Source organism: Chryseobacterium sp. Leaf394 (assembly GCF_001424105.1).
GTDB lineage: Bacteria > Bacteroidota > Bacteroidia > Flavobacteriales > Weeksellaceae > Chryseobacterium.
The window spans coordinates 1,868,132-1,894,107 of sequence record NZ_LMQH01000011.1; the positions used below are offsets into that span (position 1 = coordinate 1,868,132).

Annotated in this window: 19 protein-coding genes; 10 read left to right on the forward strand and 9 right to left on the reverse strand. The window is 37.8% G+C overall.

What is annotated here, in order from left to right; genetic code table 11:
- Positions 1 to 304 precede the first annotated feature (304 nt).
- Positions 305 to 1,498, forward strand: a complete 1,194-nt coding sequence (locus ASG21_RS13215; RefSeq protein WP_056080920.1) for a dicarboxylate/amino acid:cation symporter — start codon at positions 305 to 307, stop codon at positions 1,496 to 1,498.
- A 310-nt stretch (positions 1,499 to 1,808) separates the two neighbouring features.
- Here the strand turns inward: ASG21_RS13215 and ASG21_RS13220 are convergent, their stop codons facing one another.
- Together ASG21_RS13220 and ASG21_RS13235 are read right to left on the reverse strand one after the other, a co-directional pair.
- On the reverse strand, positions 1,809 to 2,198 hold the full coding sequence (locus ASG21_RS13220; RefSeq protein ID WP_056080923.1) for a DUF779 domain-containing protein: 390 nt from the start codon (positions 2,196 to 2,198) through the stop codon (positions 1,809 to 1,811).
- Positions 2,199 to 2,612: 414 nt separating this feature from the next.
- Positions 2,613 to 4,142: an aldehyde dehydrogenase family protein gene (locus tag ASG21_RS13235; protein ID WP_056082396.1), complete on the reverse strand. Its 1,530-nt coding sequence runs from the start codon at positions 4,140 to 4,142 to the stop codon at positions 2,613 to 2,615.
- A gap of 182 nt (positions 4,143 to 4,324) precedes the next feature.
- Here ASG21_RS13235 and ASG21_RS13240 point away from each other — a divergent pair, with 182 nt between their 5' ends.
- Positions 4,325 to 5,245, forward strand: coding sequence for an AraC family transcriptional regulator (locus ASG21_RS13240; RefSeq protein ID WP_056080932.1), 921 nt, complete (start codon positions 4,325 to 4,327; stop codon positions 5,243 to 5,245).
- Positions 5,246 to 5,403: 158 nt separating this feature from the next.
- On the forward strand, positions 5,404 to 9,210 hold the full coding sequence (locus tag ASG21_RS13245) for a fibronectin type III domain-containing protein (RefSeq protein ID WP_056080935.1): 3,807 nt from the start codon (positions 5,404 to 5,406) through the stop codon (positions 9,208 to 9,210).
- A gap of 226 nt (positions 9,211 to 9,436) precedes the next feature.
- Here the strand turns inward: ASG21_RS13245 and hemL are convergent, their stop codons facing one another.
- The 4 genes from hemL to ASG21_RS13265 form a co-directional block, all read right to left on the reverse strand.
- A complete protein-coding gene (gene hemL / locus ASG21_RS13250; RefSeq protein WP_056080937.1) occupies positions 9,437 to 10,711 on the reverse strand; it encodes a glutamate-1-semialdehyde 2,1-aminomutase in 1,275 nt (424 codons plus the stop codon).
- 76 nt (positions 10,712 to 10,787) lie between these two features.
- On the reverse strand, positions 10,788 to 11,837 hold the full coding sequence (locus tag ASG21_RS13255) for a glucosaminidase domain-containing protein (RefSeq protein WP_056080941.1): 1,050 nt from the start codon (positions 11,835 to 11,837) through the stop codon (positions 10,788 to 10,790).
- Between the two features lie 68 nt (positions 11,838 to 11,905).
- Entirely contained in the window at positions 11,906 to 12,808 is a 903-nt protein-coding gene (locus ASG21_RS13260; RefSeq protein WP_056080944.1) for a pyridoxal-phosphate dependent enzyme, read from the reverse strand.
- 194 nt (positions 12,809 to 13,002) lie between these two features.
- On the reverse strand, positions 13,003 to 13,329 hold the full coding sequence (locus tag ASG21_RS13265; protein ID WP_056082399.1) for a hypothetical protein: 327 nt from the start codon (positions 13,327 to 13,329) through the stop codon (positions 13,003 to 13,005).
- A 43-nt stretch (positions 13,330 to 13,372) separates the two neighbouring features.
- Here ASG21_RS13265 and ASG21_RS13270 point away from each other — a divergent pair, with 43 nt between their 5' ends.
- Together ASG21_RS13270 and ASG21_RS13275 are read left to right on the forward strand one after the other, a co-directional pair.
- A complete protein-coding gene (locus ASG21_RS13270) occupies positions 13,373 to 13,552 on the forward strand; it encodes a DUF5522 domain-containing protein (RefSeq protein WP_056080947.1) in 180 nt (59 codons plus the stop codon).
- 5 nt (positions 13,553 to 13,557) lie between these two features.
- Complete coding sequence (locus tag ASG21_RS13275; RefSeq protein ID WP_056080950.1) at positions 13,558 to 14,088, forward strand: DUF4136 domain-containing protein; 531 nt, start codon at positions 13,558 to 13,560, stop codon at positions 14,086 to 14,088.
- A 93-nt stretch (positions 14,089 to 14,181) separates the two neighbouring features.
- Here the strand turns inward: ASG21_RS13275 and ASG21_RS13280 are convergent, their stop codons facing one another.
- Both ASG21_RS13280 and ASG21_RS13285 read right to left on the reverse strand, forming a co-directional pair.
- Complete coding sequence (locus tag ASG21_RS13280) at positions 14,182 to 14,967, reverse strand: T9SS type A sorting domain-containing protein (protein WP_157844530.1); 786 nt, start codon at positions 14,965 to 14,967, stop codon at positions 14,182 to 14,184.
- 235 nt (positions 14,968 to 15,202) lie between these two features.
- Complete coding sequence (locus tag ASG21_RS13285; protein ID WP_056032003.1) at positions 15,203 to 16,111, reverse strand: SPFH domain-containing protein; 909 nt, start codon at positions 16,109 to 16,111, stop codon at positions 15,203 to 15,205.
- Between the two features lie 235 nt (positions 16,112 to 16,346).
- Between ASG21_RS13285 and ASG21_RS13290 the strand changes: the two genes are divergently transcribed.
- The 3 genes from ASG21_RS13290 to ASG21_RS13300 are packed head-to-tail and all read left to right on the forward strand — an operon-like array spanning position 16,347 to position 22,607.
- A complete protein-coding gene (locus ASG21_RS13290; protein WP_056080956.1) occupies positions 16,347 to 19,193 on the forward strand; it encodes a S8 family serine peptidase in 2,847 nt (948 codons plus the stop codon).
- 6 nt (positions 19,194 to 19,199) lie between these two features.
- A complete protein-coding gene (locus ASG21_RS13295; RefSeq protein WP_056080958.1) occupies positions 19,200 to 21,014 on the forward strand; it encodes a hypothetical protein in 1,815 nt (604 codons plus the stop codon).
- A 3-nt stretch (positions 21,015 to 21,017) separates the two neighbouring features.
- The gene (locus tag ASG21_RS13300; protein ID WP_056080962.1) at positions 21,018 to 22,607 is read left to right on the forward strand and encodes a hypothetical protein; all 1,590 of its coding nucleotides are present in this window, start codon (positions 21,018 to 21,020) and stop codon (positions 22,605 to 22,607) included.
- 1 nt (position 22,608) lies between these two features.
- On the opposite strand, the gene ASG21_RS13305 is transcribed toward ASG21_RS13300, so the two are convergent.
- Positions 22,609 to 23,964, reverse strand: coding sequence for a deoxyguanosinetriphosphate triphosphohydrolase (locus ASG21_RS13305; protein WP_056082402.1), 1,356 nt, complete (start codon positions 23,962 to 23,964; stop codon positions 22,609 to 22,611).
- Positions 23,965 to 24,034: 70 nt separating this feature from the next.
- On the opposite strand from ASG21_RS13305, the gene ASG21_RS13310 reads away from it, so the two are divergent.
- Complete coding sequence (locus tag ASG21_RS13310; RefSeq protein WP_056080964.1) at positions 24,035 to 24,769, forward strand: endonuclease; 735 nt, start codon at positions 24,035 to 24,037, stop codon at positions 24,767 to 24,769.
- Between the two features lie 699 nt (positions 24,770 to 25,468).
- The gene (locus ASG21_RS13315) at positions 25,469 to 25,969 is read left to right on the forward strand and encodes a MepB family protein (RefSeq protein ID WP_056080966.1); all 501 of its coding nucleotides are present in this window, start codon (positions 25,469 to 25,471) and stop codon (positions 25,967 to 25,969) included.
- Positions 25,970 to 25,976: the final 7 nt, after the last annotated feature.

Sequence of the window (25,976 nt, forward strand, 5' to 3'; positions counted from 1 at the left end):
AGTGTTTTAAAGCGAAAAGGCTTAATTTATAGTTATTCTAAAAAGTAGTTCTGTTGACCTATCTTTAATTACATCAAAATTTCTGAAGATTGATACCACAAAGTTTTTCAATTAAGTTATTTTAGTTTTCGCGAATTGCAAAGCTTAACTAATATAGATTTTAAAATAATTATGAAAATCAATTTTACAAATCTACTTTTTCACTCTTTATTGTGAAGACTGAAAAGATTTCATTTTAAATTTAAATGCAGACAATCCAGAAGAATAGATTTTATTGAATTATATTTGAATAAAATCACCAGAAATGCAACAGGTCTTAAAAAATTATTCAGGAATTCTGCTTTTACTTTTCGGAATTACGGTCGGCAGCATCATCGGAATTGTTGCACCCAATATTGTGGATTACCTCAAACCATTAGGTGATATTTTTCTGAATTTACTTTTTGTAAGCGTTGTTCCTCTGGTATTTTTCGCGGTTGCCAATTCCATCGCTTCCCTTGAACAACAGTCGAAATTTGGTAGAATTATGCTGATCATGGGTTTTACCTTTCTCTTTTTTATAATTACAGCAACGGTTTTCACGATCATTGTTGTTTATCTTTTTCCGGTTTCGGGAGTTTCCGGAAGTAAGGAGATTGTGGAAGAAGCCGTCGATAACGACAGTTGGGGAAACAGAATTGTAAGTTTTTTTACTGTGGGAGAATTTACCCAGCTATTCTCAAGACAGAATATGCTTGCACTTCTTATTTTCTCATTTATGACTGGATTTTCAGCAAGGAAAGCAGGCGAAAAAGGACAGCCATTCAGATCATTTATCGCATCTGGATATGAAGTGATGAAAGAATTGCTGTTGATGATTATGAAAATTGCACCGATTGGTTTGGGTGCTTACTTCGCATATCAGGTGGCAACACTGGGGCCTCAGCTTTTCGGTTTTTATGCAAAACCACTAGGACTTTATTATATCGCAGGAATTGTTTATTTCCTGATATTCTTTTCCCTTTACGCCTTCATGGCAAAAGGTCAGAATGGAGTGAAAAGTTTCTGGACAAACGCCATTTATCCAACATTAACAGCCTTAAGTACTTGCAGCAGTTTTGCCACGATGCCGGCAAATTTACAGGCTGCGTCGAAAATCGGAGTTCCTTCCAACATCGCCAATCTGGCAATTCCCATTGGCACCACTTTGCATAAAAACGGTTCGTCGATGTCATCCATCATTAAAATTTATGTTGCTTTTTTAATTATAGGAAGAGACTTTTTTGATCCTATGAATTTACTTTTAGCTTTAGGAATAACCGTCTTTGTAAGCATTGTTGCAGGAGGCATTCCCAACGGTGGGTACATTGGCGAAATGCTGATGATTTCTGTCTACCAATTGCCACAGGAGGCGATTCCGGCAGTGATGATTATCGGGACGCTGGTAGATCCATTGGCAACTGTGTTGAATGCAGTCGGACAGCTGGTGGCGTCGATGTTTGTGAGTAGGTTTGTTTAAAATGCGAATTGTACGAATTTTTGACGAATCTGACTAATGGATGAGCGCTGGATGTATGTATTAAAGACAAATTCCACAAATGTTTTGCACGAATTATCTGTGAAGATCTGGGAGATCTGTGCGAAAAATCAGCGCACGGATTTCACAGATTTTCACGGATTGTATTCAAATTGAGTGTGAAAATTTCATTGAACCACGTTACGGTTGTGATGAGGAGTTTTCGGCTTATTAAGAATGAATGTAATTTGTGGTTATGATACATAAATCTTCGATAGAGAATCTGTGACATTTGTGGTAAAACAATCCATTGCTATTCACTCCGCTTTACATCTTCCAGATTCTGCAGTTCTTCTGGTGTGAAAAGTCTGTAATGCACTTTGAATGTTTTTCCCAAAGGTGTTTCCAGAGAAAATCCGCCGGGCCCGAAGCCTTCCAGTACATCTAATGTGAAATGCGAGTACTGCCAATATTCGAAGAGATCGCGGTCGATCCAGAATTCGTGGCCGTTGATGGTGCCGATCATGGCGTCGTTCATTCTCGGGAAATAGCCGCCTTTTTCAAAACATTGTGGCTGAGTGCCTTCGCAACAGCCTCCGGCCTGGTAAAACATGAGATCACCGTGTTTTTTTTCCAGTTCCCAGATCAGTTCGAGGGCTTTTTCTGTAACTGAAAGTCGCGCTATTTTATTCTGCGTTTCCATTTTTAATTTTAATTAAAGTTAAAAAAAAGTCCGGCGAAATTTGTCGCCGAACTTCAACCAAGTCTATAATTTAAGCTGCAGTGATGCTGCACGTCTGAAAAATTATTTCTTTTTAAAAATCTTGCCAAGATTTAAAATCATGACAAGCCTTGATACTAAATATTTCACTGTTCTTTTAAAAAGTAGAAATCAATGGTTTTCCGTTTTTGAAATAATAGTGAAAAGAAGATTTCCTTCCGCGTGAGGGATAGGAAGGGCGGCGAGGAACGAGCCGGTACGCAGCAAAGCGGAGTACCGAAACGAAGTGGAGCCCTGCATAGTCCGACCCGCTTGCATTGGTGGGGAACGCTGGCAGGGTTCCGAACCCTGCCAGCGTTGTGGGTTGGCCATGCAAAGGGGCACGCCCAAATGATCTTAAAAGAAACCTAATTTATTTTTATTGTAAGAAATCAGCATATTTTTTGTCTGACGGTAATGGTCGAGCATCATTTTGTGATTTTCCCTTCCGATTCCAGACTGCTTGTATCCTCCGAAAGGTGCACCTGCAGGGTATGCATGATATTGGTTTACCCAAACTCTGCCCGCTTCAATGTGGCGAGGAATGTTGTACAGCTGATGCGCATCTCTCGTCCAAACTCCTGCTCCTAAACCGTAAATAGTGTCGTTGGCAATTTTCAGAGCTTCTTCTTCGTCTTTGAAAGTGGTAAATGCCAAAACAGGTCCGAAAATCTCTTCCTGGAAAATTCTCATTCTGTTGTTTCCTTTGAAAATGGTCGGCTGGATGTAGTATCCTTCCTCCAGACCTTCTCCTACTTTGTTGACATCTCCTCCTACAAGCACTTCTGCCCCTTCTTCTTTTCCTAATTTAATGTAAGAGAGAATTTTATCTTTCTGAATCTGTGAAGCCTGAGCTCCCATCATTGTTGTTTTATCCAGCGGATTTCCGACTTTAATAGATTTTACTCTTTCAATTACCTTTTCGATGAAGGCATCTGCAATATCTTCCTGTACCAGAAGTCTTGACGGTGCGGTACAGATTTCACCCTGATTTAAAGCAAATAAAACTGCTCCTTCAATCGCTTTATCCAAAAACTCATCATCAGCATCCATCACGGAACTGAAGAAGATGTTTGGAGATTTCCCACCTAATTCTAAGGTTACCGGAATGATGTTTTCTGTTGCGTACTGCATTACCAGACGACCCGTTACTGTAGAACCGGTAAATGCCGCCTTATTCACTTTAGGATTGGTGACCAAAGCCCTTCCCAATTCTGCTCCGAAACCGTTGACGATGTTCACAACGCCCGCAGGAAGAAGATCGCCAATTAATTCCATCAAAACCAAAATTGAAATTGGTGTACTTTCAGCCGGCTTCAAAACCACACAGTTTCCCGCAGCCAATGCCGGAGCCAGTTTCCAGACTGCCATTAAAATCGGGAAGTTCCAGGGAATAATTTGTGCGATTACACCCAATGGTTCGTGAACGATTAATGAAACAGTATCCTTATCCAGTTCGTTATGTGATCCTTCTTCTGCTCTGATCACCGAAGCAAAATATCTGAAATGATCAACCGCCAGAGGAATATCTGCAGCCAATGTTTCTCTTACAGCTTTACCGTTGTCAATGGTTTCAACCGTAGCGAGGTATTCTAAATTCTCCTCAATTCTGTCTGCAATTTTGTTTAAAATAATGCTTCTTTCCGTTGAAGAAGTGTTCTTCCACGTTTTAAATGCTTCAGTAGCTGCATTGACGGCCACTTCCAGATCTTCTTTTGAAGAATGTGCGGCCTGAGTGAAATTTTTACCGTCTACCGGCGAAACCACGTCAAAATATTTTCCGTTGACAGGTGCTGTAAACTGACCGTTGATATAATTGTCATACTGACTTTTGAATTCCGGCCACTGTAATAATGTTTCTGATTGATTTTGTGTTGATGTCCTCATTTTTATGTAAGATTTTAAATTTCTGTTTAGCCAAGTTACACTGATGAATTTTATCTGAATAGCAAAATCGTGCAGAAAAACTGTAAAATCATGCAACCAATAAAATTTATGCTTTACTTAACATTTGCCTTAATAATTAAATTTTTATCTTTGAGACAGAGCACACACCAAAAATCATGATAATGAACGATCATAAATACCTATTGCAAAAGCCTGAACTGAAAGAAGAAAATAAGCTGATAACACTGGTTGAAAATCAGACAAAATTCAATCTGAGGAATTGTGAGTTCAGTATTTATGAAACCCACAAATCTGCTTTTAATGTAAAACTGCATTTTGATACAATTGCTTTCACGGCAATGCTCAGGGGTAAAAAACATCTAAAGCTGGAGAGCAAAAATCAGTATTTTGATTACTTCCCCGGAGAAAGTGTGCTGGTTTCGCCTGGAGAAACGATGGTGATTGATTTCCCCGAAGCCGATGAAACGCCGTCGCAGTGTATTTCTTTAAGTTTAAATTCTGAGTTCATTGAAGATTCTCTAAATCATTTAAACTATCACCTTCCGAAAACAGATGAAACCTCAAACTGGAATTTAGATTTAAATGAATATTTTCTGTTTAATAATCAGTCTTTAGCTTCAGCAACCAACAATATTATGAGAATTGCGATGGACGACAATTCGCAGAAAGATATTATGGCAGATTTTGCTTTAAAAGAACTTCTTATCCGTTTAATGCAGACTCAGGCTCGCGGAATGGTTGAGAAAAATGTGGCTAAAAATAAATCGAGAATTGGATTTGCCGTAGATTACATCAGAAAAAATCTTCACCAGAAACTTTCGGTAGATGCTATTGCTAAACTGGCGTATGTGAGTAAATCTAATTTCTTCAGGATGTTTAAAGATGAACTTGGAACTTCGCCTAATGATTTTATTCTGCAGGAAAGAATCAGCAGAGCAAAAGAACTTTTGGCCACTCAGAACAGCATTAAAGAGACTGCCTTCCAAACCGGGTTTTCAGATGCAAATTACTTTAACAGAGTATTTAAGCAACTCGTTGGTGACACACCTAAAAATTATCAAAAAAAATTTACTTTTCTCTAAACGTTATTTTCTGAATAACAAATAAATTAATTACGTACTAAATTCCAAATAATTAACAGCCATTTAAGAATAATTCTTCAAGGGTAAAGAAAGTGTTCAATTTTCTAATTGATTATTTTTGTTTTGATAAATAATAATTCAAACATAATCAGACAATCATGAAGAAATTTTTTACTTCATTTATTTTTCTGTGGCTGGTATCACAGTTGGGAATTATGAGTCATCTAAAAGCTCAGACACCTGCTACGATACCTTACACGCAGAATTTTAACTCAGCAAACGATTTTACGTTTGTGAATGGTACCCAAACCAACAAATGGGCATATGGAACTGCAACTGGAAATACAGGAAGTTCTATCTATATCTCCAATGATAACGGTACGGCAAACGCTTACACTGTAAATTCTACTTCAGTTGTTCAGGCATACCGTGAAATTACTGTACCAGCAAATACTACTATTGCCACATTATCTTTCGACTGGAAAGGTATAGGTGAAGGTTTTACAACTACCAACTATGATTATCTGAGAGTCTGGCTGGTACCTGCGACTTTTACTCCTGTTGCAGGGACACAGATCACAGCGGGAGCAGGGAGAATTCAGTTGGGTGGAAATATGAACAATCAGGCGACATGGCTGAATTATTTAAATTCAGGTTTAAATTTAAGCAGTTTCGCAGGTTCTACGCTGCGACTTGTTTTCGAATGGAGAAACGATTTTTCATCCGGTACTCAGCCTCCGGTTGCCATCGACAATGTTAATCTTTCGATTCCTTCATGTGTGATGCCAACTGCTTTGGCAGTGAACAATATCACACCAAATGGAGCAACCATCAGCTGGACAGCACCTACACCAGCGCCTGCAAACGGCTATCAGTATTATATTACTACAACCAATACTGCTCCGGTTGCTACAACACCTGCTTCAGGTACTTCGGCTACAACGTCAACGATTCTAGGCAGTTTGAATCCAAATACTACATACTACTTTTGGGTTCGTTCAGTATGCGGTACAAATGATCTAAGCATATGGACACCCGGACCGTCATTTACAACGCCCCAAATTCCTGCAACAATTCCTTATACTCAGAATTTCACAGGAGGAAATGATTTCGCATTTGTAAACGGAACTCAGACCAACCAATGGGCATACGGATCTGCAACAGGAAACACAGGAAATTCAATTTACATTTCCAATAACAACGGTACTGCGAATGCTTACACAATTGGTTCAACATCGGTTGTACAGGCATTCCGTGATATCACTGTACCGGCGGGTACTACAATTGCCAATTTATCTTTTGACTGGAAAGGTATTGGCGAAGGGTTCACAACAACCAACTATGACTATCTCAGAGTATGGTTGGTGCCAATAACATTTGTTCCTGTAGCTGGAACACAGATTACCGCTGGAACAGGAAGAATTCAGGTAGGCGGTAACATGAACAATCAGGCAACATGGGCTAATTATTTAAATTCAAACTTAAATATCACCTCTTTTGCAGGATCAACAATGCGTCTTGTTTTCGAATGGAGAAATGACAGCAGCGGTGGAACTCAGCCTCCAATGGCTATTGATAATGTAAATATCTCAATCCCATCCTGTGTTATTCCTACTGCTCTGGCCGTAAATACAGTGACAGCAAACGGTGCTACAATAAGCTGGACTGCCCCAACTCCGGCGCCGGCAACCGGATACCAGTATTATGTAACGACTACAAATACTGCTCCTACTCAGACAACGCCTCCAACAGGCAACACAAATGCGACTTCAGTAACTTTGGGAAGTTTAGCACCGAATACAACTTATTACTTCTGGGTACGTTCACGTTGCAATACTACAGATTACAGCTTGTGGACTGCAGGACCTTCATTTACAACAACGCAGATTCCTGCGACAATTCCTTACATTCAGGATTTCTCGGGTGCGGTTGATTTTGGATTTACCAACGGAACTCAGACCAACAAATGGGTTTCTGGTTCAGCAACAGGAAATACAGGTAATTCTATCTATATTTCAAACAACGGAACCGCAAATGCGTACACCATCAGTTCAACATCTGTGGTACATGCCTACAGAGATATTGCAGTACCAGCGGGAACGACAGAAGCTCAGTTTGGTTTCGACTGGAAAGCAGGCGGAGAAAGCACTTATGACTATTTAAGAGTTTGGTTGGTGCCAGCTTCTTATCAGCCGGTGGCAGGAACTCAGATTACTGCAGGAACAGGAAGAATTCAGATTGGAGCAAATTATAATCTTCAGACTGCATGGCAGAATTTCCTTAATCCTGCCTTAAACATCGGCAGTTTTGCAGGATCTACAATGCGTGTAGTATTTGAATGGAGAAATGACGGAAGTGGCGGAGTACAGCCGCCGGTAGCTGTTGACAATGTAAAATTACTGGTTTGTAACAATGCAACACCAACAGTAACTGTAGGAACAATTACTCAGAATTCAGCAGTTTTAAACTGGAATCAGGATATCAACGGAGCAACTTATGAAATCAGATACAGACCTGTAGGAAGCACAACGTGGCAGACTCAGTCTGTTGGCGCAGCTCCATATCCTGCAGCAACAAATACTTTTACATTAACCAATTTACTTCCTGCGACCGAATATGAAGTGGAAATTGCTGCGGTATGTAAAAATGTATCTGGTGTTTATTCACACAATACTTTTATTACAAGATGTGATCCCACTCCACCGAACGTTACAGTGACCAATATCACCTCAACTTCTGCATTAGTTACCTGGAATCCTCTGGCAGTAAATGCTACGTACCAACTGCAGTGGAGAGAAGTGGGAACAGCAGTGTGGAACACGCCGACAATTCCTCAGCCGCCTGCTAACTCTTATGTTCTTGACGGATTAAGTTCTTATAAAACTTATGAAGTTATGGTAAGAAACACATGTATTGGAGAAACAACTCCAAACCCGTGGTCAAATGCGCAGGTATTTACAACGGTCAGAGTTTGCGAAATTCCGCCTCCGGGATTAACGATTACTCAGCTTAACCCAACTTCGGCAGAAGTAACCTGGGAAGCTTACACAGGAACCGGAGCTACCAACAGTTATGTTTTACGATACAGAAAAGTTGGAATTCCGAGCTGGACAAATATCACTGTTAATAATACGACAACATACACGATTACAGGATTAATTGAATTAACAAAATATGAAATGCAGGTTGCAAACGTTTGTACCGGAACTCCGGGGAACTTTACACCGCTTTATTATTTCACAACTCCAACGGTAGTGTATTGCCAAATGTCATCTACAAATTCAGGAGCTGAATTTATTAATAAAGTTACCGTTACTCCTTTCAACAGTGCGGCAAAAGAAAATGCTTCAGGACCTTCAAACTATACAGATTTCACAGGAGATACAACAAAGTACATTACTTTAATTCAGGGATCTCAGGGGAATGTTGTTAAAGTTGATAAAACTTCTGCATCCGGTTCAAATACAGGTGTTGCAGTATGGATTGATTTCAACAGAAACGGATATTTTGATGTGAATGAAAAAATTCTTTCTAACGGTCCGAACAGTCAGACTTCTGTAAGTGCTGCATTTACCGTACCTGAAGATGCTTTTGTGAGCAGTACAGATTACAAATATGTAGTAATGAGAGTGGCAATGCAGAAAGATGGTGTTCCTGTAAACTGTACGAGCTTTGCAGATGGTGAAGTTGAAGATTACACGGTAAGAATTCAAAAGAAACCGATTGTAAATGCTTTAGACCAGACTGAAATTATTTTATATCCAAACCCTGTAAAGACAGTGCTTAATATAAAAAATATCAGTGTAAAAGCTAACTATAAAATTTACAGTGCTGCAGGACAGCTTGTTTCTTCAGGAGTAATTGTCAACAATAAAATTGATGTATCAAGACTGATCAACGGTCTTTACGTTATTGAAGTAGTTGATGGAGATACCACTGTACAGAAAAAATTCATCAAAGAATAATTATTATTCAATCTAAATAAAATAGCCGCCGTAAAAAGCGGCTATTTTTTTGCACAAAAAAAGATGAAGACAACCGACTTCATCCTATTTCATTTATGAATTTCAGTTTAAATCTTCAGTTTTATGAACGGTTTAAATACAATAGATGCCGTAATATGCAACTGTCTTTGCACAAAAAAAGATGAAACCAACCGACTTCATCTCTTTTTATATCTGAATTTAAGTATTAAAAAGTTCTTACTGAATCCAGTGTCATATTGATTTCTTCATCTCGAATAGCATCGCTGATGAAATAAGTTTCATAACCACTCGGCGGAAGATAAATTCCGTTTTCAAGCATGTGATGGAAGAATTTGTTAAATGTGGAATGATTTGCTTTCTGTGCATCATCAAAATCTGAAACATGATCTGCATCAAAGAAAACCGACATCATCGATCCTTTTCTGTTGATCGTATGGTGAATTCCCTTTTCAGTTAAAATCTTACCTATTTCAATATCTAAAACTTCAGTAGTTTCTTCAAGTCTGTTGAAAAATTCGAAGTCATTTTTGATGAGTTGAAGCGTTTTTAAACCTGCTCTCATTGCCAATGGATTTCCGCTCAAAGTTCCGGCCTGATAAACGCCGCCTTTTGGTGCAAGATGATCCATAATTTCGTTTCTTCCTGCAAAAGCACCAACCGGCAGTCCGCCTCCGATTACTTTTCCATAAGTTACAAGGTCAGCTTTTACATTAAACAATTCCTGTGCACCGCCAAAAGCCAGTCTGAAACCAGTCATCACTTCATCAAATATCAGTAAAGATCCGTTTTCGTCACACAGAATTCTCAGTTTCTGGAGAAAATCATTTTCAGGCAATACGCAACCCATATTTCCGGCAACCGGCTCAATGATGATGGCTGCAATTTCACCTGGATTCTGTTTAAATAATTCTTCAACCTGTTCAAAATCATTATATCTCGCCAGCAAAGTATCTTTCGCAGTCCCAGCAGTTACTCCAGGTGAATTTGGGTTGCCAAAAGTGGCAGCACCACTCCCCGCTTTTATTAAAAATGAATCTGAGTGACCGTGATAACAGCCTTCAAATTTCACAATTTTATCTCTTCCCGTAAAGCCTCTTGCCAGTCTTACGGCACTCATACAGGCTTCAGTTCCCGAAGAAACCATTCTGATCTGGTCAATATTCGGAACATTTTCTGTGATGAATTTTGCTATTTCAGTCTCCAGTTCTGTCGGTGCACCGAAAGAAAAACCTTTTTCAGCCTGAATTTTCAGTTCCTCTAAAACTTCCGGATGTGTATGCCCTAGAATAGCCGGTCCCCAGGAGTTGATGTAATCTACGTAAACGTTGTCATCGGCATCTGTAAGATAAGCTCCTTTAGCAGATTTCATAAAAACAGGAACGCCGCCTACAGATTTGAAGGCACGTACAGGCGAATTTACTCCGCCGGGAATATATTGGTAAGCTTCATCAAATAAAGCTGAACTTCTCTGGTATCTCATTGATTGTTGGGTGATAGATGTTTGAGTGTTAGATGCTGGGTGTAGGATGTTGGATGTTAAAAACGCTCCCTTAAAACTAATTTCTTGGCTTTTTTGCAATCAGATAAATCAGCTGGCCGGCAGAAGGTTTCTGGCCTTCATCCATTCTGTTTTTAGCGTATAATTTATTGAGTTTAATTCCGAATTTTTGTGCAATGTCGTGCATATCTTCGGCAGATTCTGCTTTGTAAGTCGCTGTGTTTCCGTCAGAATTTTTAGATTCAAGGAAGACGATTTCGTTTTTCTTCAGGGAGTTTGTTTCAAGTTCATTCCATTTCATCAGTTTTTCTTCACTGATTTTAAATTTACCGGCTATAAACTGAATATCTGTATCTTCAGGAATCACTACATATTTCAAACCTCCGTTCGGATGGCTTTTGATTAAAATAGAATTCAGAATTTCTGATTTGGTTTTTACACGTTCCTTTCTGGGAGCTTCAGCGTAAACTTTTTTAGGAGCCGGTGCGGGTTTTGAAACTCTTTTCTTTTCAACAGCTTTAGAAGATTCAAGACTTGCCATGTATGCCTGATCATCTTTCAATCCAGGATACATTTTAAGAATAGCAAAATTGACTTCTTTAGAATTCACCTGATCAAATTCGTACAATCTGTACTTTTCAATTTTGCTGATGAGAATGCCTGCATATCTTGGATTTGTGGCGTAACCTGCTTTTTTAAGACCATGGGCCCACGCTTTGTAATCTTTCATATCGAGATTAAAAAGATTGGCGTAATACTTTCTGGTGGCTAAAAAAACTGAGTGATCTTCATAAGACTGCCTTGGGTCATCATACACTCTGAAACACTCATTTGGAGCGTCATCGGTATGTTTCATCGTCTTGCCGGTCCATTCTTCCTTACACTTTATTCCAAAATGATTTTTTCCTTCCTGAGCGAGCCGGCTCTGTCCGCCACCCGTTTCCAGAAGCCCCTGTGCAAGCGTGATTGAGGCAGGAATTTTATACTTTTCCATTTCCTCTACTGCATACTGGGCAAATTTCTGGATGTACTGGTCATCATTCGCCCAGGTTTGGGCTGAGAATTCAGATAAAACTAAAAGGCTTACGACGGTGAAAAGTCTTTTCATCTTACTATTTTTAATGTTTAAAAGAAATATGGAACACAAAATGTGTTTCCATTTTTTCAAATTTAAATTTATATAATCAAATTTCTGTTCTGTTTATGCAAAAGCAAATTAGCTCCTGCGATTCCCTGCAAACCACCGGTGTGAAAACAGAGAATTTTACTTCCCTCCGGAAAATAACCTGCATCAATCATTTCAAAAACTTTCTGCATCATTTTTCCTGTATAAATCGGTTCCAGCGGGATTTCATATTTTGCTTTAAAATCATTGATAAAACGTACGTTTTCGTCGTTTATTTTACCATAACCTCCAAAAGCAGCATCGGTTAGATGAAAATTTCTTTTTGAGGTTAAATTTGAAATCTTTTCTTCCAAAGAATCATCTTCAACTACTTTAAAACCTATAACTTCCTGATTGTCTTCACAAAACTCTGAAAGTCCTGCAACGGTTCCTCCGGTTCCGACTGCTGTGCAAAGATAATCAAAATCTTTTGTATCGTTATTGAGCATCATTTTAATGCCCTGAACAGCGTTTCTGTTGGTTCCGCCTTCGGGGATAATCAGTGCTTCGGGAAATTCCTGTTTTAAAAATTCTGTAAGTTTTTCTTTGTGGCGGTATTCTTCACGGGTAACGAATTTCAGATTCATCCCGTTTCTTTTTGCATAAACCAAGGTAGGATTCTCCTCCCATTTTTTCTCGATTTCCTCTCCCCGGATAATGCCTAAAGTTTTTAAATTAAACTGATTCCCTAGAGCAGAAACAGCTGAAATATGATTTGAAAAAGCTCCCCCAAAAGTGATGATTAGAGGATTTTCAGGATTTAATTCTAAATAATTATTGATATTAAAAAAAAGTTTCCAGTATTTGTTTCCTGAGATTTCGGGATGAATGAGATCTTCCCTTTTCATAAAGAGCTTCACCTTTTTTTCTATCGGAATTTCAACTATCGGAATCTGTATTTCGGGAACTTTCATTAATGCAAATTTCCTTAATTTATTTTAAAATTAAAATGACTGTCCTTATAACCATCGAACAAAGATCAGCACTTATTTTTTCATTCGGCAGCAATCTAAACTTCTATATTTTAAGTTTCCTGAGATTTTTATTTAATGACAGACAAAACTCTCAAAAAAATTAGCTTATCATTATTTATCAATGTGAATTACTACTAAATATACTTCCAAAAACCCCAGAATTTTCTTTTTTTCAGATAATTCATATCACACTCCATGGCATAGGCTTCACGCTCAAAAGATATTCTACGGTAGGCTTTATGACTGTTTTTTAATTTAAAAAGCCAATAATAAAATTCAAAAAGATAAGCAATGTAAAAGAAAATAATAAACAACTCCAACTGCTGTCGCAAATGAATTTTTTCATGGTTGATCAGTATTTTATTTTTCTTATCTTCGGGATTCCTAATAAAAATAAATGGAAAAAGTGTTATGCCACTTATTTTCAAGCGTTTTAGAGGTTTTTGGCACACAATTATCATAATTACAAATATATAGGTTTTTTGAATTTTAGCATTTAACTTTATGGCTCTATTTGACATCAAAGAGAATGAAGACTTTTATTATAACGAACAGGGATATAAAGTTTTTACAGAAAAATTTCATCTGAAGCGCGGCTACTGCTGCAAAAGCGGATGCAGACACTGTCCTTACGGATACGATAAAAAGACAGACACATTTATAAAGATCAATAAAAAAAAATAATAGAAATGAAAAGATATATTCTTATTGTACTCGCAGCGAGTTTAGGACTTTCATCTTGCAGTCCGTTTCAGGTAAGATCAGATTATGCTCAGACAGCCAGTTTCAGCAATTACAGAACGTATAAACTAAGAATTGATGATTTAAAGATCAACGATATCGATAAAGACAGAGTTTTGAATGAATTGTCAAAACAGCTTCAGGCTAAAGGATTGCAGTCGGGCGAAAATCCTGACGTAATTATCAATGTAAAGGCGAATCATAAAAAAATCACCGATATCAACACCACGAATCCTTACGGAGGAATGTGGGGCTGGGGCGGCGGTTTCGGTTGGGGAATCGGGATGAACAGAACCTGGACCAGCAACTACAACGAAGGGGCCATCATCGTGGATATGGTTGATGCCAAAACGCAAAAACTGGTTTGGCAGGGAATCGGAAGCGGAATTTCCGTTGACAGACCTAAAGCCAAGCAGAAGCAGATTCCTAAAATTATGATGGAAATTATGGCAAACTATCCTCCGGGAATGAAGAAATAATATTAAACTTTTATTTGTTTAATGAAGAAAGCTGGTCGTCTGACCAGCTTTTTTTGTTTATAAACATGAATATGACATCAAACAATTTCAATTCTATTTTTTTATAAATTTTTCTGAAAGAACTGTTGTAGACTTATCTTTAAATTTGATTTTTAGATAATATATTCCTGCAGAAAGCTCAGAAAGTGATATTTTTGACTGAGGAGCAGTAACAGTTTTTAATAATCTGCCTGATGCATCAAAGATTGTAATATCACTTACTCTTTGAGCTTCAGAAATCTCAATATTATCGCTTGCAGGGTTTGGATAAACTTTAAATGAAGTCAAATCTGCATCCTGAACATTTAAATTTGATTTTGGCTCCCAAACTGCATCATCCCAATAATGTCCTGCCCAGGTAGCTCCCGGATTTCTGATGGCGAGTCTTGCACTGGCAGGAACAGTTGTAGGAACATCCAATGTTCTTTCAGCCGAGCTGTTGTATGTACTGTTGGTAATCGTAAGTGATTCTAATGTAACGAAAGAATTAATATCATTCGCATCTGTCACGTAGCCAAAATCAAGCTTTCCCGGTCCGGAATTCACTCTCACTTTAAATTTAAAATGATGAGTTCCTGCATTTATGTTGCTTAAAACAGGCATTATCACAATAGAAACCGCTCCGGAACCATAACCAGTCTGATACACATTTGATCCTCCTGAAGCTGGCGTCGTGTGTGAAATAATCTGGTTTCCTGTGGAAGTTCGCAGGCTGTTCCAGCAGTTGGGTACTACTCCGAAGGCACAGCACGAAAGTGTATCAAAGTTTTCAGAAAAACTGTCTATTGCATTACACTGAGCATTGAAATTCGCAATGCTTCCCAGACTTAAAAAAGTCATAATCGAAAAAGATAAATTTTTAATCATTCTAAATAAAAATAGTTAGGCAAATTTAATTCAATGTTTAAATCTGTTTAACCGATTACACATGATATTTATCAATTGGAAAATAATTAATATTGAACACAAAAAGACGGACAATTTTAAAAAGTCCGTCTTATACAGTTTGCTAAAAATTCCCCTTTATCCGAAATTCTAATATTCTATAATGTTTTCAGAATTTTCCAAATTCTGATTATTTTTTAGGTGGAAGATTTAAATCATCCAAATTTTGCGTCGCAGCCATGGAAACTACCAAGTCATTCAACATAGAACTCGCTGCAGTTGGTGAATTTGGCAACAGAACAAGATTACTTCTGTTATTAGCTCCAATGGATTGAAGTGTATCATAATGCTGCGTTACCACGATCAGTGCAGAAGCCTCCTGAGGTTTTATATTCACCGAATTCAGCATGTGAACGGATTCCTGAAGACCTTTTGCAATCTCTCTTCTCTGGTCTGCAATACCCTGGCCTTGTAACTTTTTAGATTCAGCTTCAGCCTTTGCAACAGCTACAATTCTGATTCTCTGAGCTTCAGATTCATACTCGGCGGCGGTTTTTTCTCTTTCCGCGGCGTTGATTCTGTTCATCGCATGTTTCACCTGCTCATCCGGATCAATATCGGTTACCAAAGCTTTGATGATATCATATCCATAACTCTGCATTGCTTCCTGCAGTTCACTTTTTACCGCAATGGCTATATCGTCCTTTCTTACGAAAACATCATCTAATTTTGTTTTTGGAACTTCGGCACGCACAACATCAAATACATATGAAGTAATCTGATTTTCAGGATTTTCAAGACGGTAATAAGCATCTTTGACATTTTCTCTGATGACCTGATACTGTACAGAAACTTTCATTTTAATAAATACATTATCCAAAGTTTTGGTATCAATAATTACATCCAATTGCTGGATTCTCAGATTCAGACGTTTTGCAATCTGATCAAGAAAAGGAATTTTCAGATGCAGGCCTGCGTGGCTTACCTTTAAGAATTTGCCTAATCTTTCTACAACCGCTGCAGATTCCTGCTTTACAGTGAAGAATGAAGCAAACAAAGTGATCAGTCCAAAAAAGACCAGAATACCTAAGTAAATCATAAATTATTTTTTATCAGTTAGTTTTTAAATATACAAAAAATTAATTTTTTCTTCGAATTTTAAACAACATACTTTATTTTTTTATACATTTACTAAAACAATAACCAAAAACTGAACATCGAGCAACTGTACAATTTCATGTCCTTATGAAAATTGAATTTTCGGCATCTGAGACCGAAAAAGCGTGTAGAATCTAAACTTCTTTACAAAAAAAAACTAAACACCAAACCCACTTATGTCTTTCCAGCTAAACATTCTGGATGAAGCATACGAAAGATTTACCGATGCCACCCGGAAAATAGAAACCATTAAAAAAGGGATTCAGGAAAACCGTAACGGAGAAAAATCACTCACAGAATTACAGTCTGATCCACACGCTCTGGCCAGAAGGGTTGCAGCTGAGCACACCTCTGAACCGCAAGCATTGGAAAGAATTAATGGTGTCCCCAACTTTCAGGACATTCATATTCTCAATAAAATCTTTAAAATTGCTGAATCTGTAGGAAGAATCACCATTAAAACCCGATACGGAAACACAGGCTACGGAACAGGATTTCTGATTGCCCCGGGAATTCTGATTACCAACAATCATGTCTTTCCGGATCAGGATACTGCCAAAAATTCCACCGTTCAGTTTTTCTATGAAATGGACGGTGATAAAACCTCAAAACGTACACTTTCTTTTAATTTCGAACCCGAAAAATTCTTCATTACCTCATCATTCAAGACCACACCGGAAAATCCGCTCAATGGTTTGGATTTTACAATTGTTGCCGTATCAGAAAGATCGGATGAAGGCAAAAGTATTTCTGAAGTTCCTTTTACATCACTGAATGAAAATTTAGGTAAAATTATTGACGGAGAAAGCTGTGTCATCATCCAGCATCCCAAAGGCGATTACAAAAAAATCGTAATGAAAGACATCCGGATGCTGACTTTGAAAGATGATTTCCTTATTTACGAATCAGATACTCTTCCCGGCTCTTCCGGTGCTGTGGTGATTGGTTTGGGAACGGGAGAAATTGTGGCTCTTCATCACAGCAGTGTGCCGAGAAAAAATGCCCAGGGACAGATTCTGAGAAAAGACGGCGGCGTTTACAGCAGTGGCGATCCCGATGAATCAATCGACTGGATGGGAAATGAAGGAGTGAGAATAAGTTCTATCATTAAATGCATCAGAAAATTTAAACTTCCTCAACATATGGAAGCTTTCAGAGAATCAGTGCTCAGAAGTTCGTTCACCAAACAGGAAAAAGAAACTGAATCTGACCTCGAAGAAAAAAAACAGCCAAATCCTGAAAACACCATGAAAAATTCAGAAAATAACGTCGTCAATCAAAGTGTAAACATTCTGCAAAGTCCCTCTGTAGATTCAGATGCTGCAATGCAATATTTTGAAATTGAATTGGTCAATATTCAGACGATGCAGGATGACTGGGTGGATAATTATCAGAAATTAATCCCTGAAATCGTAAGTAACGAACCTGTTTTTCCGTTTTCAACTTCCGCTTCACAGAAAAGTATTTATTATGTGACGGTACGGTCTTCAGAAAATCCATGGGAAATTTCAGCAAAACTGGAAGCGTTGCCTCAGATAAAAAATGCCACACCAGATCTTCCGATGGAGACTGATATGCAGTTTCCAAGCAGCAGCAATATTCATGTCACCGAATCTGATATTCTCGAAACCATGAAAACAAGCAATGTCGTGGAGCGTGAAGATGATTTTAAAACCAAATGGAATGCTTCCCATTATTTTGATATCAAAACCGATACGAAAGAAGAAAGACAGAGGGGCTGGAACCGTATTGCAGTGGGTCTTACCACAAACAACGGAACTGTTGATTTCATGAATGATACCGAAACTGATGCCGAAACCATTTTAGAAAAAATAATAAAAGCTGAGAAAGGAAATCTTGAAGAGGTGAAAAAGCGGCTGAAAAATTTAAAACTCATCCAGCTCGACACCGGCTACACCGATCATTCCAAAGTAAAAGGAAGATTTAATTATGAAAATGATGAAGATTTTATCGACGGCTCAGATGCCAGGGACGAAATGATTAAAGGACTTCTGAAACATCCCGGCCACGGAACCCGCACAGCAAGCATTATCTGTGGAGGTAAAATGAATTACAAAAGCGACGGAAACTACGGTATTTTAACCGATAAAAACAAGGAACAGCTCATAGAAGTCATCCCTTACAGAATTGCAGAATCTGTTGTATTGATCGGAAGGGGCAAGAATCTGGTGGATGCCGTAAATCAGGCGGTGAATACAGGCGCAGACATTCTTTTCATGTGCATGGGAAGCTATCCGAGACTGATGATTGCTGAAGCCGCAAAATCTGCCTACGAAAACGGAATTATCTGGTGCTGTGCCGCCGGAAATGAAGTGGAAACCATCGTTGCTCCGGCCCTCTATCCCGGAACAATTGCCGTTGCTGCCATCAACCCCAATCAAAAACCATGGCGTGGAAGCAGTTACGGAAAAGCAGTCGATATTGCTGCACCCGGTGAAGACGTTTACGTTCCGTCGATGGATAAGGAGAAAAATGAAATCATGGCCTACGGAAGCGGAACAAGTTACGCAACACCGCACGTAGCTGCCGCTGCAGCACTTTGGAAAGCCAAAAATTTTGATGAAATCTATAAAAAATATCAGTTCCCGTGGCAGATTGTGGAAGCATTCAGAACGTGTCTGAAAAATTCGGTTTTCAAGCCGGACAGCTGGGATACCGACAACTATGGAGCAGGAATTTTGGATATTTCAAATCTGTTAAGACAGAAACTTCCTGAGGCAAAAGATTTACAGCATGCCTACACCAATTTCAGACAGACAGAATGGGATCTTGGCATTCGTGAAGGTGTTCATTTTCTGTGGAAAACTTTAATCAGAAAAGTGACTCCAGGAAAACAGTTTGAGAGTGAAATGAGCGAAATGATGATGACAGAAAGAGGTAGAATTGCCGTTTCTGCCATCACGGGAAATACCGTTTCGAGTGTGTTTGAATCTGATTCCGGAAACTCTGCGCACGATTCTGAAAAGATCCTAAAAATGTATTTTGACAGCTACAAAAACTAAAACACCATGACTTCATATTTTGATTTACATCTGCATCCCATTTTCAAAAATCACATCTGCAATTATGATGAGACACTTCCGAAGGTGACCAAAAGCATAAAAGATTATACCCAACCCATCAGAATGACCAACGTTATTACCAATGTTCTGGACGATCTTCTGCTTCATATTCTTAAAAGTCAGTGCTCTGTAACCCAGTGCGACAAAGGAAATCTGAAATTTGCCGTTGCCGGAATATGCAACCTAGAATATGGTTTTGCCGACAGCAAAGGTCTGTTTGGAGGAATTTTAAAAAGCAATTTTTCAAATCCTCTGGACAAAAAATATTTCGACAGAGTACGCAACGGTGAAGTTTCCTACTACCGTCTGATGCTGATGGAACTGAGTGTTTTCCGTTTTCTGCATGATCAGAATGTGATCAATTTTGCCTCAAGAAATTCCCCAAAACGGAATAACGGTAAGATGGAAATCTGTTTCAGCCTCGAAGGCAGCCATAATATCAGCAAATATCTCGTTGGAAATGCCTCGAAACTGGATTTTGAAAAAGATCGTGTCATAGATGAAGAATCTGGGAAATTGCTTTCGCAGGATGATTTATGGAAAGAACTCGTTCCCGCAAACAACGGAAATTGCGGCAACAGCGATCCATACAGAAATACCGATCCCGACTGCCTTCCGCACCACAGCCAGAATCCCGCAGAAAATTTTGAATATTTCTACCACAGTCTCTCAAAATCGGGAATGGATCTTTTTTATCTCACCGTTACGCATTTAACCCACATCAAAGAACAGGTTTTGGCGACTCATGCTTTTGGCATAAAGATGTTGAAACACCCATCTTTCTTCCCTTTCGGCAACGGTTTTACCAATCTTGGCTATCAGATGCTTCAGAAATGTTTCACCATGACCAATCATTTGGGAGAAGCACGTCCCGTTTTAATCGACATAAAACATTTAGGTCTGAAATCGAGACAGGATTTATATGAATGGAGAAAAAAGTTTTTAATAACAAAATTTCCAAAAGGCACTACGGATTATACTAAAATCCCTTTGATTGCCTCACACATCGGCGTTACAGGTTACAGCGTCAACGAATGGAAGAATGCTTTGGAAACTGATAAATGCAAGGTCTATCATTACAATGGAGCACGGGCAGTTTCGGTTGAAACCAAACGAAAACCTTCCGGAAAATGGGGATCTGCCATCAACAATGATTTCAGTTTTAATCCATGGTCGATTAATTTAATGGATGAAGATATCATTGAAATTTTAAAAAGCGGAGGAATTCTTGGGGTAAGTCTGGATGTGAGAATTCTCGGTTTTCAGTCGAAAGTGGGTTTAAATATGGCGGGAGACGAAGAATATCTGAGTACACCTGATTTTCAGACGCACTTTCCGCAGATTTCAGTGAAGAATCTCCGTACCGAAACCATGGAATCTATGATGGAACAGGAAAGCTGGCTTGTTCCCACCAAAGAAGAACGGCATCCACTGGTTTTCTGTTTTAATATTATTCACATTATTCAGGTTGGTATTGTACGGGTCGGAATGAGCGAACCCTGGAAAAACATTTGCATCGGAAGTGATTTTGACGGCCTGATCGAGCCATTGAAAATCTGTCCTGATGCCGCATCACTGGATGAGCTCGAGGCCAATCTCCACAAATGGCTTCTGATCGCTGAAAAATCCTATGTAGAACAAAACGGAGGAAAAGCCGTTCTTGCCGATAAACCACAGAAAGAAATCAACAAAATTATCACCGGAATTATGGGACAAAACGGAATCGATTTTTCAGAAAAATGGAAAAATAATTTTCAGTAAACCATGGAAAAGAAAACGGATTTCAAAAAGTGGAGTATCATTTTGGGAGTGATTTTCCTGCTGATTTTATTGGCGGTATTTATACTTATTCCCTGCCCAACTTCCTCACAGAAATTCTTTTTCAGGGTTCTGTTGGCTTTGGCCGCTGCGGCTTTTGCAGCAACGGTTCCCGGAAGTTTTAAATTTGATAATAAAATTGTTTCTGCCAGCGGAGCCATCGCTGTTTTTGCCATAGTTTTTCTTCTTAATCCACCCGGATGGCAGGATTCTGACTGCGACTTAAGAAATATGAAAGCAACAGTTTTCATTGATAGAAAGCCCACTCAGGACGTTCAGATTATCATTCCTGACATCGGGCAAAAGTTTCTGACAGATGAATTTGGCAATGCAAACATTGAGTTTTCAAATTCTCAGATTAAGTATCCTTCAAATGTTATCTTCCGTTTTAAAAACGAAGTCGACAGCACATTTGTCATTAATCGGTTTGAAAAGAAGATGACTTTTAATCTGATTTCCAACAGAAAAATAAAATCTGATTTCAGCGGAAATAATATGAATTTCGAATACAATGACATCAACATCAATCTTTCACTGACAGATTTAGCCCAAAAATCAAACGAAGCATTAGATGATCCATCCATCATTCAGGACGATTTTGACTTTGTGAATTATCATTTCAGACAAAATAAAGATACAATTGAAATTTATCCCAGTTCAAAACTGGTTGATGAAATCAGAAAGAAGCAAATCATCACAGGAAAGCATGCTTACGAAGGTTTTATAGATTATTTTAATGTTTATTTTCCTCAGTTTGACATTAAAATCACCAACAATTCTGATGATGCAATTTTTTTCGACAGAATCGCTCTGAAAATTGTTGAAAGCGTTCCAAATAACGCTCCCGTCATCATACCCGGAATACAGGATAAATTTACACTGAATAATGTCGGATTCGGAGCCGCTAAAAATTTAAAAATTAAATTCAGTACAGTTCCAAACGGACAAAAACCCGACTGGAATCTGCCGTTTGAATCAACAGTTAATGTGGCAGAACTTCAGCCTGGAGGAAGAATTGATCTGGATCAGAAATTTCGAAACAATGTGATTCTGAAAAATATTGACAGCCGTTATTTTGAAGAAAATCAGGAAGAATACAGTAAGTTTTACAACAGTAAAAATCTACTACAAACCGCCAGACTTAAAAACAAAGATTTCGTAGACAAAGGCGCAAATGTATTTGGAACCGTAACTTATCTTGATGATAAAAATAAATCTCAGGAAATCCGCTTCAGTACGCCGATTGACATTTACCGTGAAGGTTACGGCGCCGGATTTGAATTCTCTGCCAATTACAATGCAGAACTCAGATCACAGGGAAAAAATTACGCTCTTGACATCCCGATTTCAAATGCTTTAAAACCTAAAGACTTCGACAGAATATCACTTCTTTTAGGTGCAAAACAGTCGGGAACCCACACGTTTAAAATTGTATTTTCCTATCACAACAAGACGATCGAACTGCCCTATGTTTTCAAACTCGACCTTTTCAACATCTATGGAAACCGTGAAAATATGAAGAAAATAAAACTTTAAATTACATCGTCATCCCGATATCAATTCCTTTGATTTTTCTGTATAAATCTGTCGCATAATTGTCTGTCATCCCAGAAACAAAATCGATCACACCCAAAACTTTCTGATAATCCGAACCATCTTCATACACAAACTGTTGCGGAAGAAGTTTGAGCGCCATTTTGTCGTAAGATTTAATCTCGTTTTTAGATTTTAAAACAGATGGAATAAAGTGATCCAGAAGTTCATACATTACGTTGTAGCCCGCATTTTCGATTTCAACAACTGCTTTGTGATTGTAAATTTTATTAATGGAAAAAGTTTCAATATCCTTCAAAGTATTTTTCTCTGATTTATAAATATCCAAAAGGGCTTTATCCAGACTTCCGTCGAGAATTTTACTGAAATTGGCTTTATAAATTTCAATGGATTGATTGATTAAGGCATTAATTACTTTTGCTCTCAGATAAGAAATTCTCTCGTTTTCGTTTGAAATCAAAGACAGTTTATCTTTTACTTTTTTGATGTCATTTGTCTCTGATTTCACCAATTCGAAGAACAGATTTTCACAGTCGGCGGTCGATACAATTCCTAAACGGTGCGCATCTTCCATGTCGATAATGTTGTAGCAGATATCGTCAGCCGCTTCTACAAGCCAAACAAAAGGATGTCTTTTAAAAATATACGGTTCATCATTTTCCTGCACGAGTTGCGTTGCCTGAGCTATTTTCAGGAAAGTATCTTTCTCGTTCTGAAAAAAACCGAATTTCTTACGGTGCAGAATCTTTTTATCTCTGGCAATCGCTTCACAAGGATATTTTGCAATGGCCGACAAAGTAGAATAAGTCAGTTGTGTTCCACCCAAATCTTTACCCTGTTGCTGATGCGTGAGAACACGGATGGCATTGGCATTTCCTTCAAAATTAACAAGATCTGCCCATTCTTTTGCACTGAATTTATTTTTAATCAGATTTTCATTTTTATCGAAATAGCTCGCAATCGCATCTTCTCCTGAGTGTCCGAATGCAGGATTTCCGACATCATGACAGAGACATGCCGCAGCAATTACGTTGCTGAGATTATGAGTATAGAAACTTTTTGAATCTTCGCTCAATACCGATTCGAAATTCTTAACGATAAAATCTCCGATAATACTTCCCAAACTTCGTCCTACGGAGGAAACTTCAAGTGAATGCGTCAATCTGTTGTGCACAAAAACACTTCCCGGAAGCGGAAAAACCTGAGTCTTATTCTGAAGTCTTCTGAAAGCGGAAGAAAAGATAATTCTGTCGAAATCTCTCTGAAAATCGGTGCGGGAGGCCGCTGTATTTGGATTGTTGCCGGTACGCTGACTGGTAAAAATCTCATTCAAATTCATCATTTTTCAAAATTAAAGTAAATTTTATTTTTAAAGGAATAATATTTGACTTTTTACACAAAAACAAGCTATGCCCGAAGGTCCAACCATAATTTTGATGAAAGAAGATCTGCAGAAATTTGCAGGTGAAAAGGTGACAGAAATTGAAGGAAGCGAAGTCCCTGAAAATTCAAAAGTCAAAGGAGAAATACTGCGTGAAATAAAAACCTTCGGCAAACAGACCTATCTTATTTTTGATAAAATTATTTTTAAAGTTCATCTGATGATGTTCGGTTCCTACAGTTTATTTAAGAGAAAAGATATTGACACACTGAAGCTTGGATTAAAATTCAAAGAGGACGGAATGTATTTTTACACCTGCGTCGTAAAGGTTGTTGATGAAAAGGACCTTTCAAAAATCGACTGGGAAGCAGACATCATGAGCAAAAAATGGAGTGATGAAAAAGCAATTGATAAAATGCAGCAACATCCTGAAATGATGATCTGTGATGCCTTGATGAATCAGGATATTTTTGCAGGTGTAGGAAATATCATAAAAAATGAAGCACTTTTCCGCGCAGCAATTCATCCCGAAACCTTGATTAAGAATCTCAGCGAAGCAAGACTCAAAAGAATCAGTAAAGAAACCAAAAATTATGGTTTGGAGTTTGTCAAATACAAACGCACTGACACTTTAGAAAAGACATTTCAGGTTTACCACAGAAAAAAATGTCCTGCATGTGGCGAGGAAATTACCAAACGGGAAACCGGAAAAAGTAAAAGAATGAGTTTTTTCTGTGAGAATGACCAGAAACTTTTTAAGTAGATAATATCTGATATAAAACGTCTATTTCTGATATTAAGTTTTATTTAAAATTTTCATTTTTTTCAATGCAAGGCATACTATTTTAGTAATATTTCAATTAACAACTCCGCAACAGGTACTGCACAATAATTACTGATTTGATATTTTTTTAGTGATTTAATAATTAAATTTAAATACTAAAAACAAAATACCGTTATGATTCGTCAATTTAAAATCATGTTAAATAGCCGTTAATAGGGTTTAAAAGAGTGATAAACATCATATACGAGGGTTTGCAGATTCTAAATTTTGCCGTAAATTTGCATTACAGAATTCACAACAAAATTTAAATAAAATAAAAATTCAATAATTATGATCGCATATATCGGAATCGCAACTTGTGCAGTATTAGTATCATCTTATTTTGCAACTGCTAAGAAAGAAGGAAACTAATTTTATAAACAGTTAGCCTATAGAAAAAATTTACTTTTGAAATTTCATTTGAAATTCATTCATTCAACTACATTATTTTTTACAATTGATCAAACTTTTCAGGTTTGATTTTTTTTTGCCCGAAATTTTAAAACGTTTGAATTATGATGATTCAACTTTATAAAAACATTTTCCATTAAAAGATATGAGAAAAGAAACTGTAAAGCTTTTTGATAAAAATTCTATTTTTAATTTACTTTTACAAAGTCTGCATAATCCAAAAAAATAATGAATTTACCATTTGAAAAATTGCACAGTTTAGTTTTTTCACATCTTAATCTAGATATTTCAAACGTTCATGAAGATTTGGAATGTCATGAATATTCCGGTTTCAATTTTTTATTGGACCAATGGACTGTAAAATTCAGGAAATCCAAAATTACACCTACAAAAACAGGACAATTTGTGACCTTATGGAAGAGGAACTTCAAAACTAAAGATACAGAGCCGTTTACCTCAAATGATCCATTTTCATTCTTCATCATCCTGACTGAAACACCAGAAAATTCAGGATTTTTCTTTTTTACAAAAGAGGCTTTAATTCAAAATCAAATTCTTGCAAGCCCGATTAAACAAGGGAAACGGGGGTTCAGAGTTTATCCAACCTGGGATCATCCTGAAAGTAAACAGGCAGTGAAAACAAAAAACTGGCAATCGCTTTTTTTCATTGATTTTGCAGATGAAAACCATCTTTCTAAATTTGATTCTATTCTAAATTCCCAAATGTAAATACAGA

Bases quoted from the DNA above. Each gene is read 5' to 3' on its own strand.
- ASG21_RS13215 (WP_056080920.1), top strand. From the start codon at position 305: ATGCAACAGGTCTTAAAAAATTATTCAGGAATTCTGCTTTTACTTTTC.
- ASG21_RS13220 (WP_056080923.1), bottom strand. From the start codon at position 2,198: ATGGAAACGCAGAATAAAATAGCGCGACTTTCAGTTACAGAAAAAGCC.
- ASG21_RS13235 (WP_056082396.1), bottom strand. From the start codon at position 4,142: ATGAGGACATCAACACAAAATCAATCAGAAACATTATTACAGTGGCCG.
- ASG21_RS13240 (WP_056080932.1), top strand. From the start codon at position 4,325: ATGAACGATCATAAATACCTATTGCAAAAGCCTGAACTGAAAGAAGAA.
- ASG21_RS13245 (WP_056080935.1), top strand. From the start codon at position 5,404: ATGAAGAAATTTTTTACTTCATTTATTTTTCTGTGGCTGGTATCACAG.
- hemL (WP_056080937.1), bottom strand. From the start codon at position 10,711: ATGAGATACCAGAGAAGTTCAGCTTTATTTGATGAAGCTTACCAATAT.
- ASG21_RS13255 (WP_056080941.1), bottom strand. From the start codon at position 11,837: ATGAAAAGACTTTTCACCGTCGTAAGCCTTTTAGTTTTATCTGAATTC.
- ASG21_RS13260 (WP_056080944.1), bottom strand. From the start codon at position 12,808: ATGAAAGTTCCCGAAATACAGATTCCGATAGTTGAAATTCCGATAGAA.
- ASG21_RS13265 (WP_056082399.1), bottom strand. From the start codon at position 13,329: ATGATAATTGTGTGCCAAAAACCTCTAAAACGCTTGAAAATAAGTGGC.
- ASG21_RS13270 (WP_056080947.1), top strand. From the start codon at position 13,373: ATGGCTCTATTTGACATCAAAGAGAATGAAGACTTTTATTATAACGAA.
- ASG21_RS13275 (WP_056080950.1), top strand. From the start codon at position 13,558: ATGAAAAGATATATTCTTATTGTACTCGCAGCGAGTTTAGGACTTTCA.
- ASG21_RS13280 (WP_157844530.1), bottom strand. From the start codon at position 14,967: ATGACTTTTTTAAGTCTGGGAAGCATTGCGAATTTCAATGCTCAGTGT.
- ASG21_RS13285 (WP_056032003.1), bottom strand. From the start codon at position 16,111: ATGATTTACTTAGGTATTCTGGTCTTTTTTGGACTGATCACTTTGTTT.
- ASG21_RS13290 (WP_056080956.1), top strand. From the start codon at position 16,347: ATGTCTTTCCAGCTAAACATTCTGGATGAAGCATACGAAAGATTTACC.
- ASG21_RS13295 (WP_056080958.1), top strand. From the start codon at position 19,200: ATGACTTCATATTTTGATTTACATCTGCATCCCATTTTCAAAAATCAC.
- ASG21_RS13300 (WP_056080962.1), top strand. From the start codon at position 21,018: ATGGAAAAGAAAACGGATTTCAAAAAGTGGAGTATCATTTTGGGAGTG.
- ASG21_RS13305 (WP_056082402.1), bottom strand. From the start codon at position 23,964: ATGAATTTGAATGAGATTTTTACCAGTCAGCGTACCGGCAACAATCCA.
- ASG21_RS13310 (WP_056080964.1), top strand. From the start codon at position 24,035: ATGCCCGAAGGTCCAACCATAATTTTGATGAAAGAAGATCTGCAGAAA.
- ASG21_RS13315 (WP_056080966.1), top strand. From the start codon at position 25,469: ATGAATTTACCATTTGAAAAATTGCACAGTTTAGTTTTTTCACATCTT.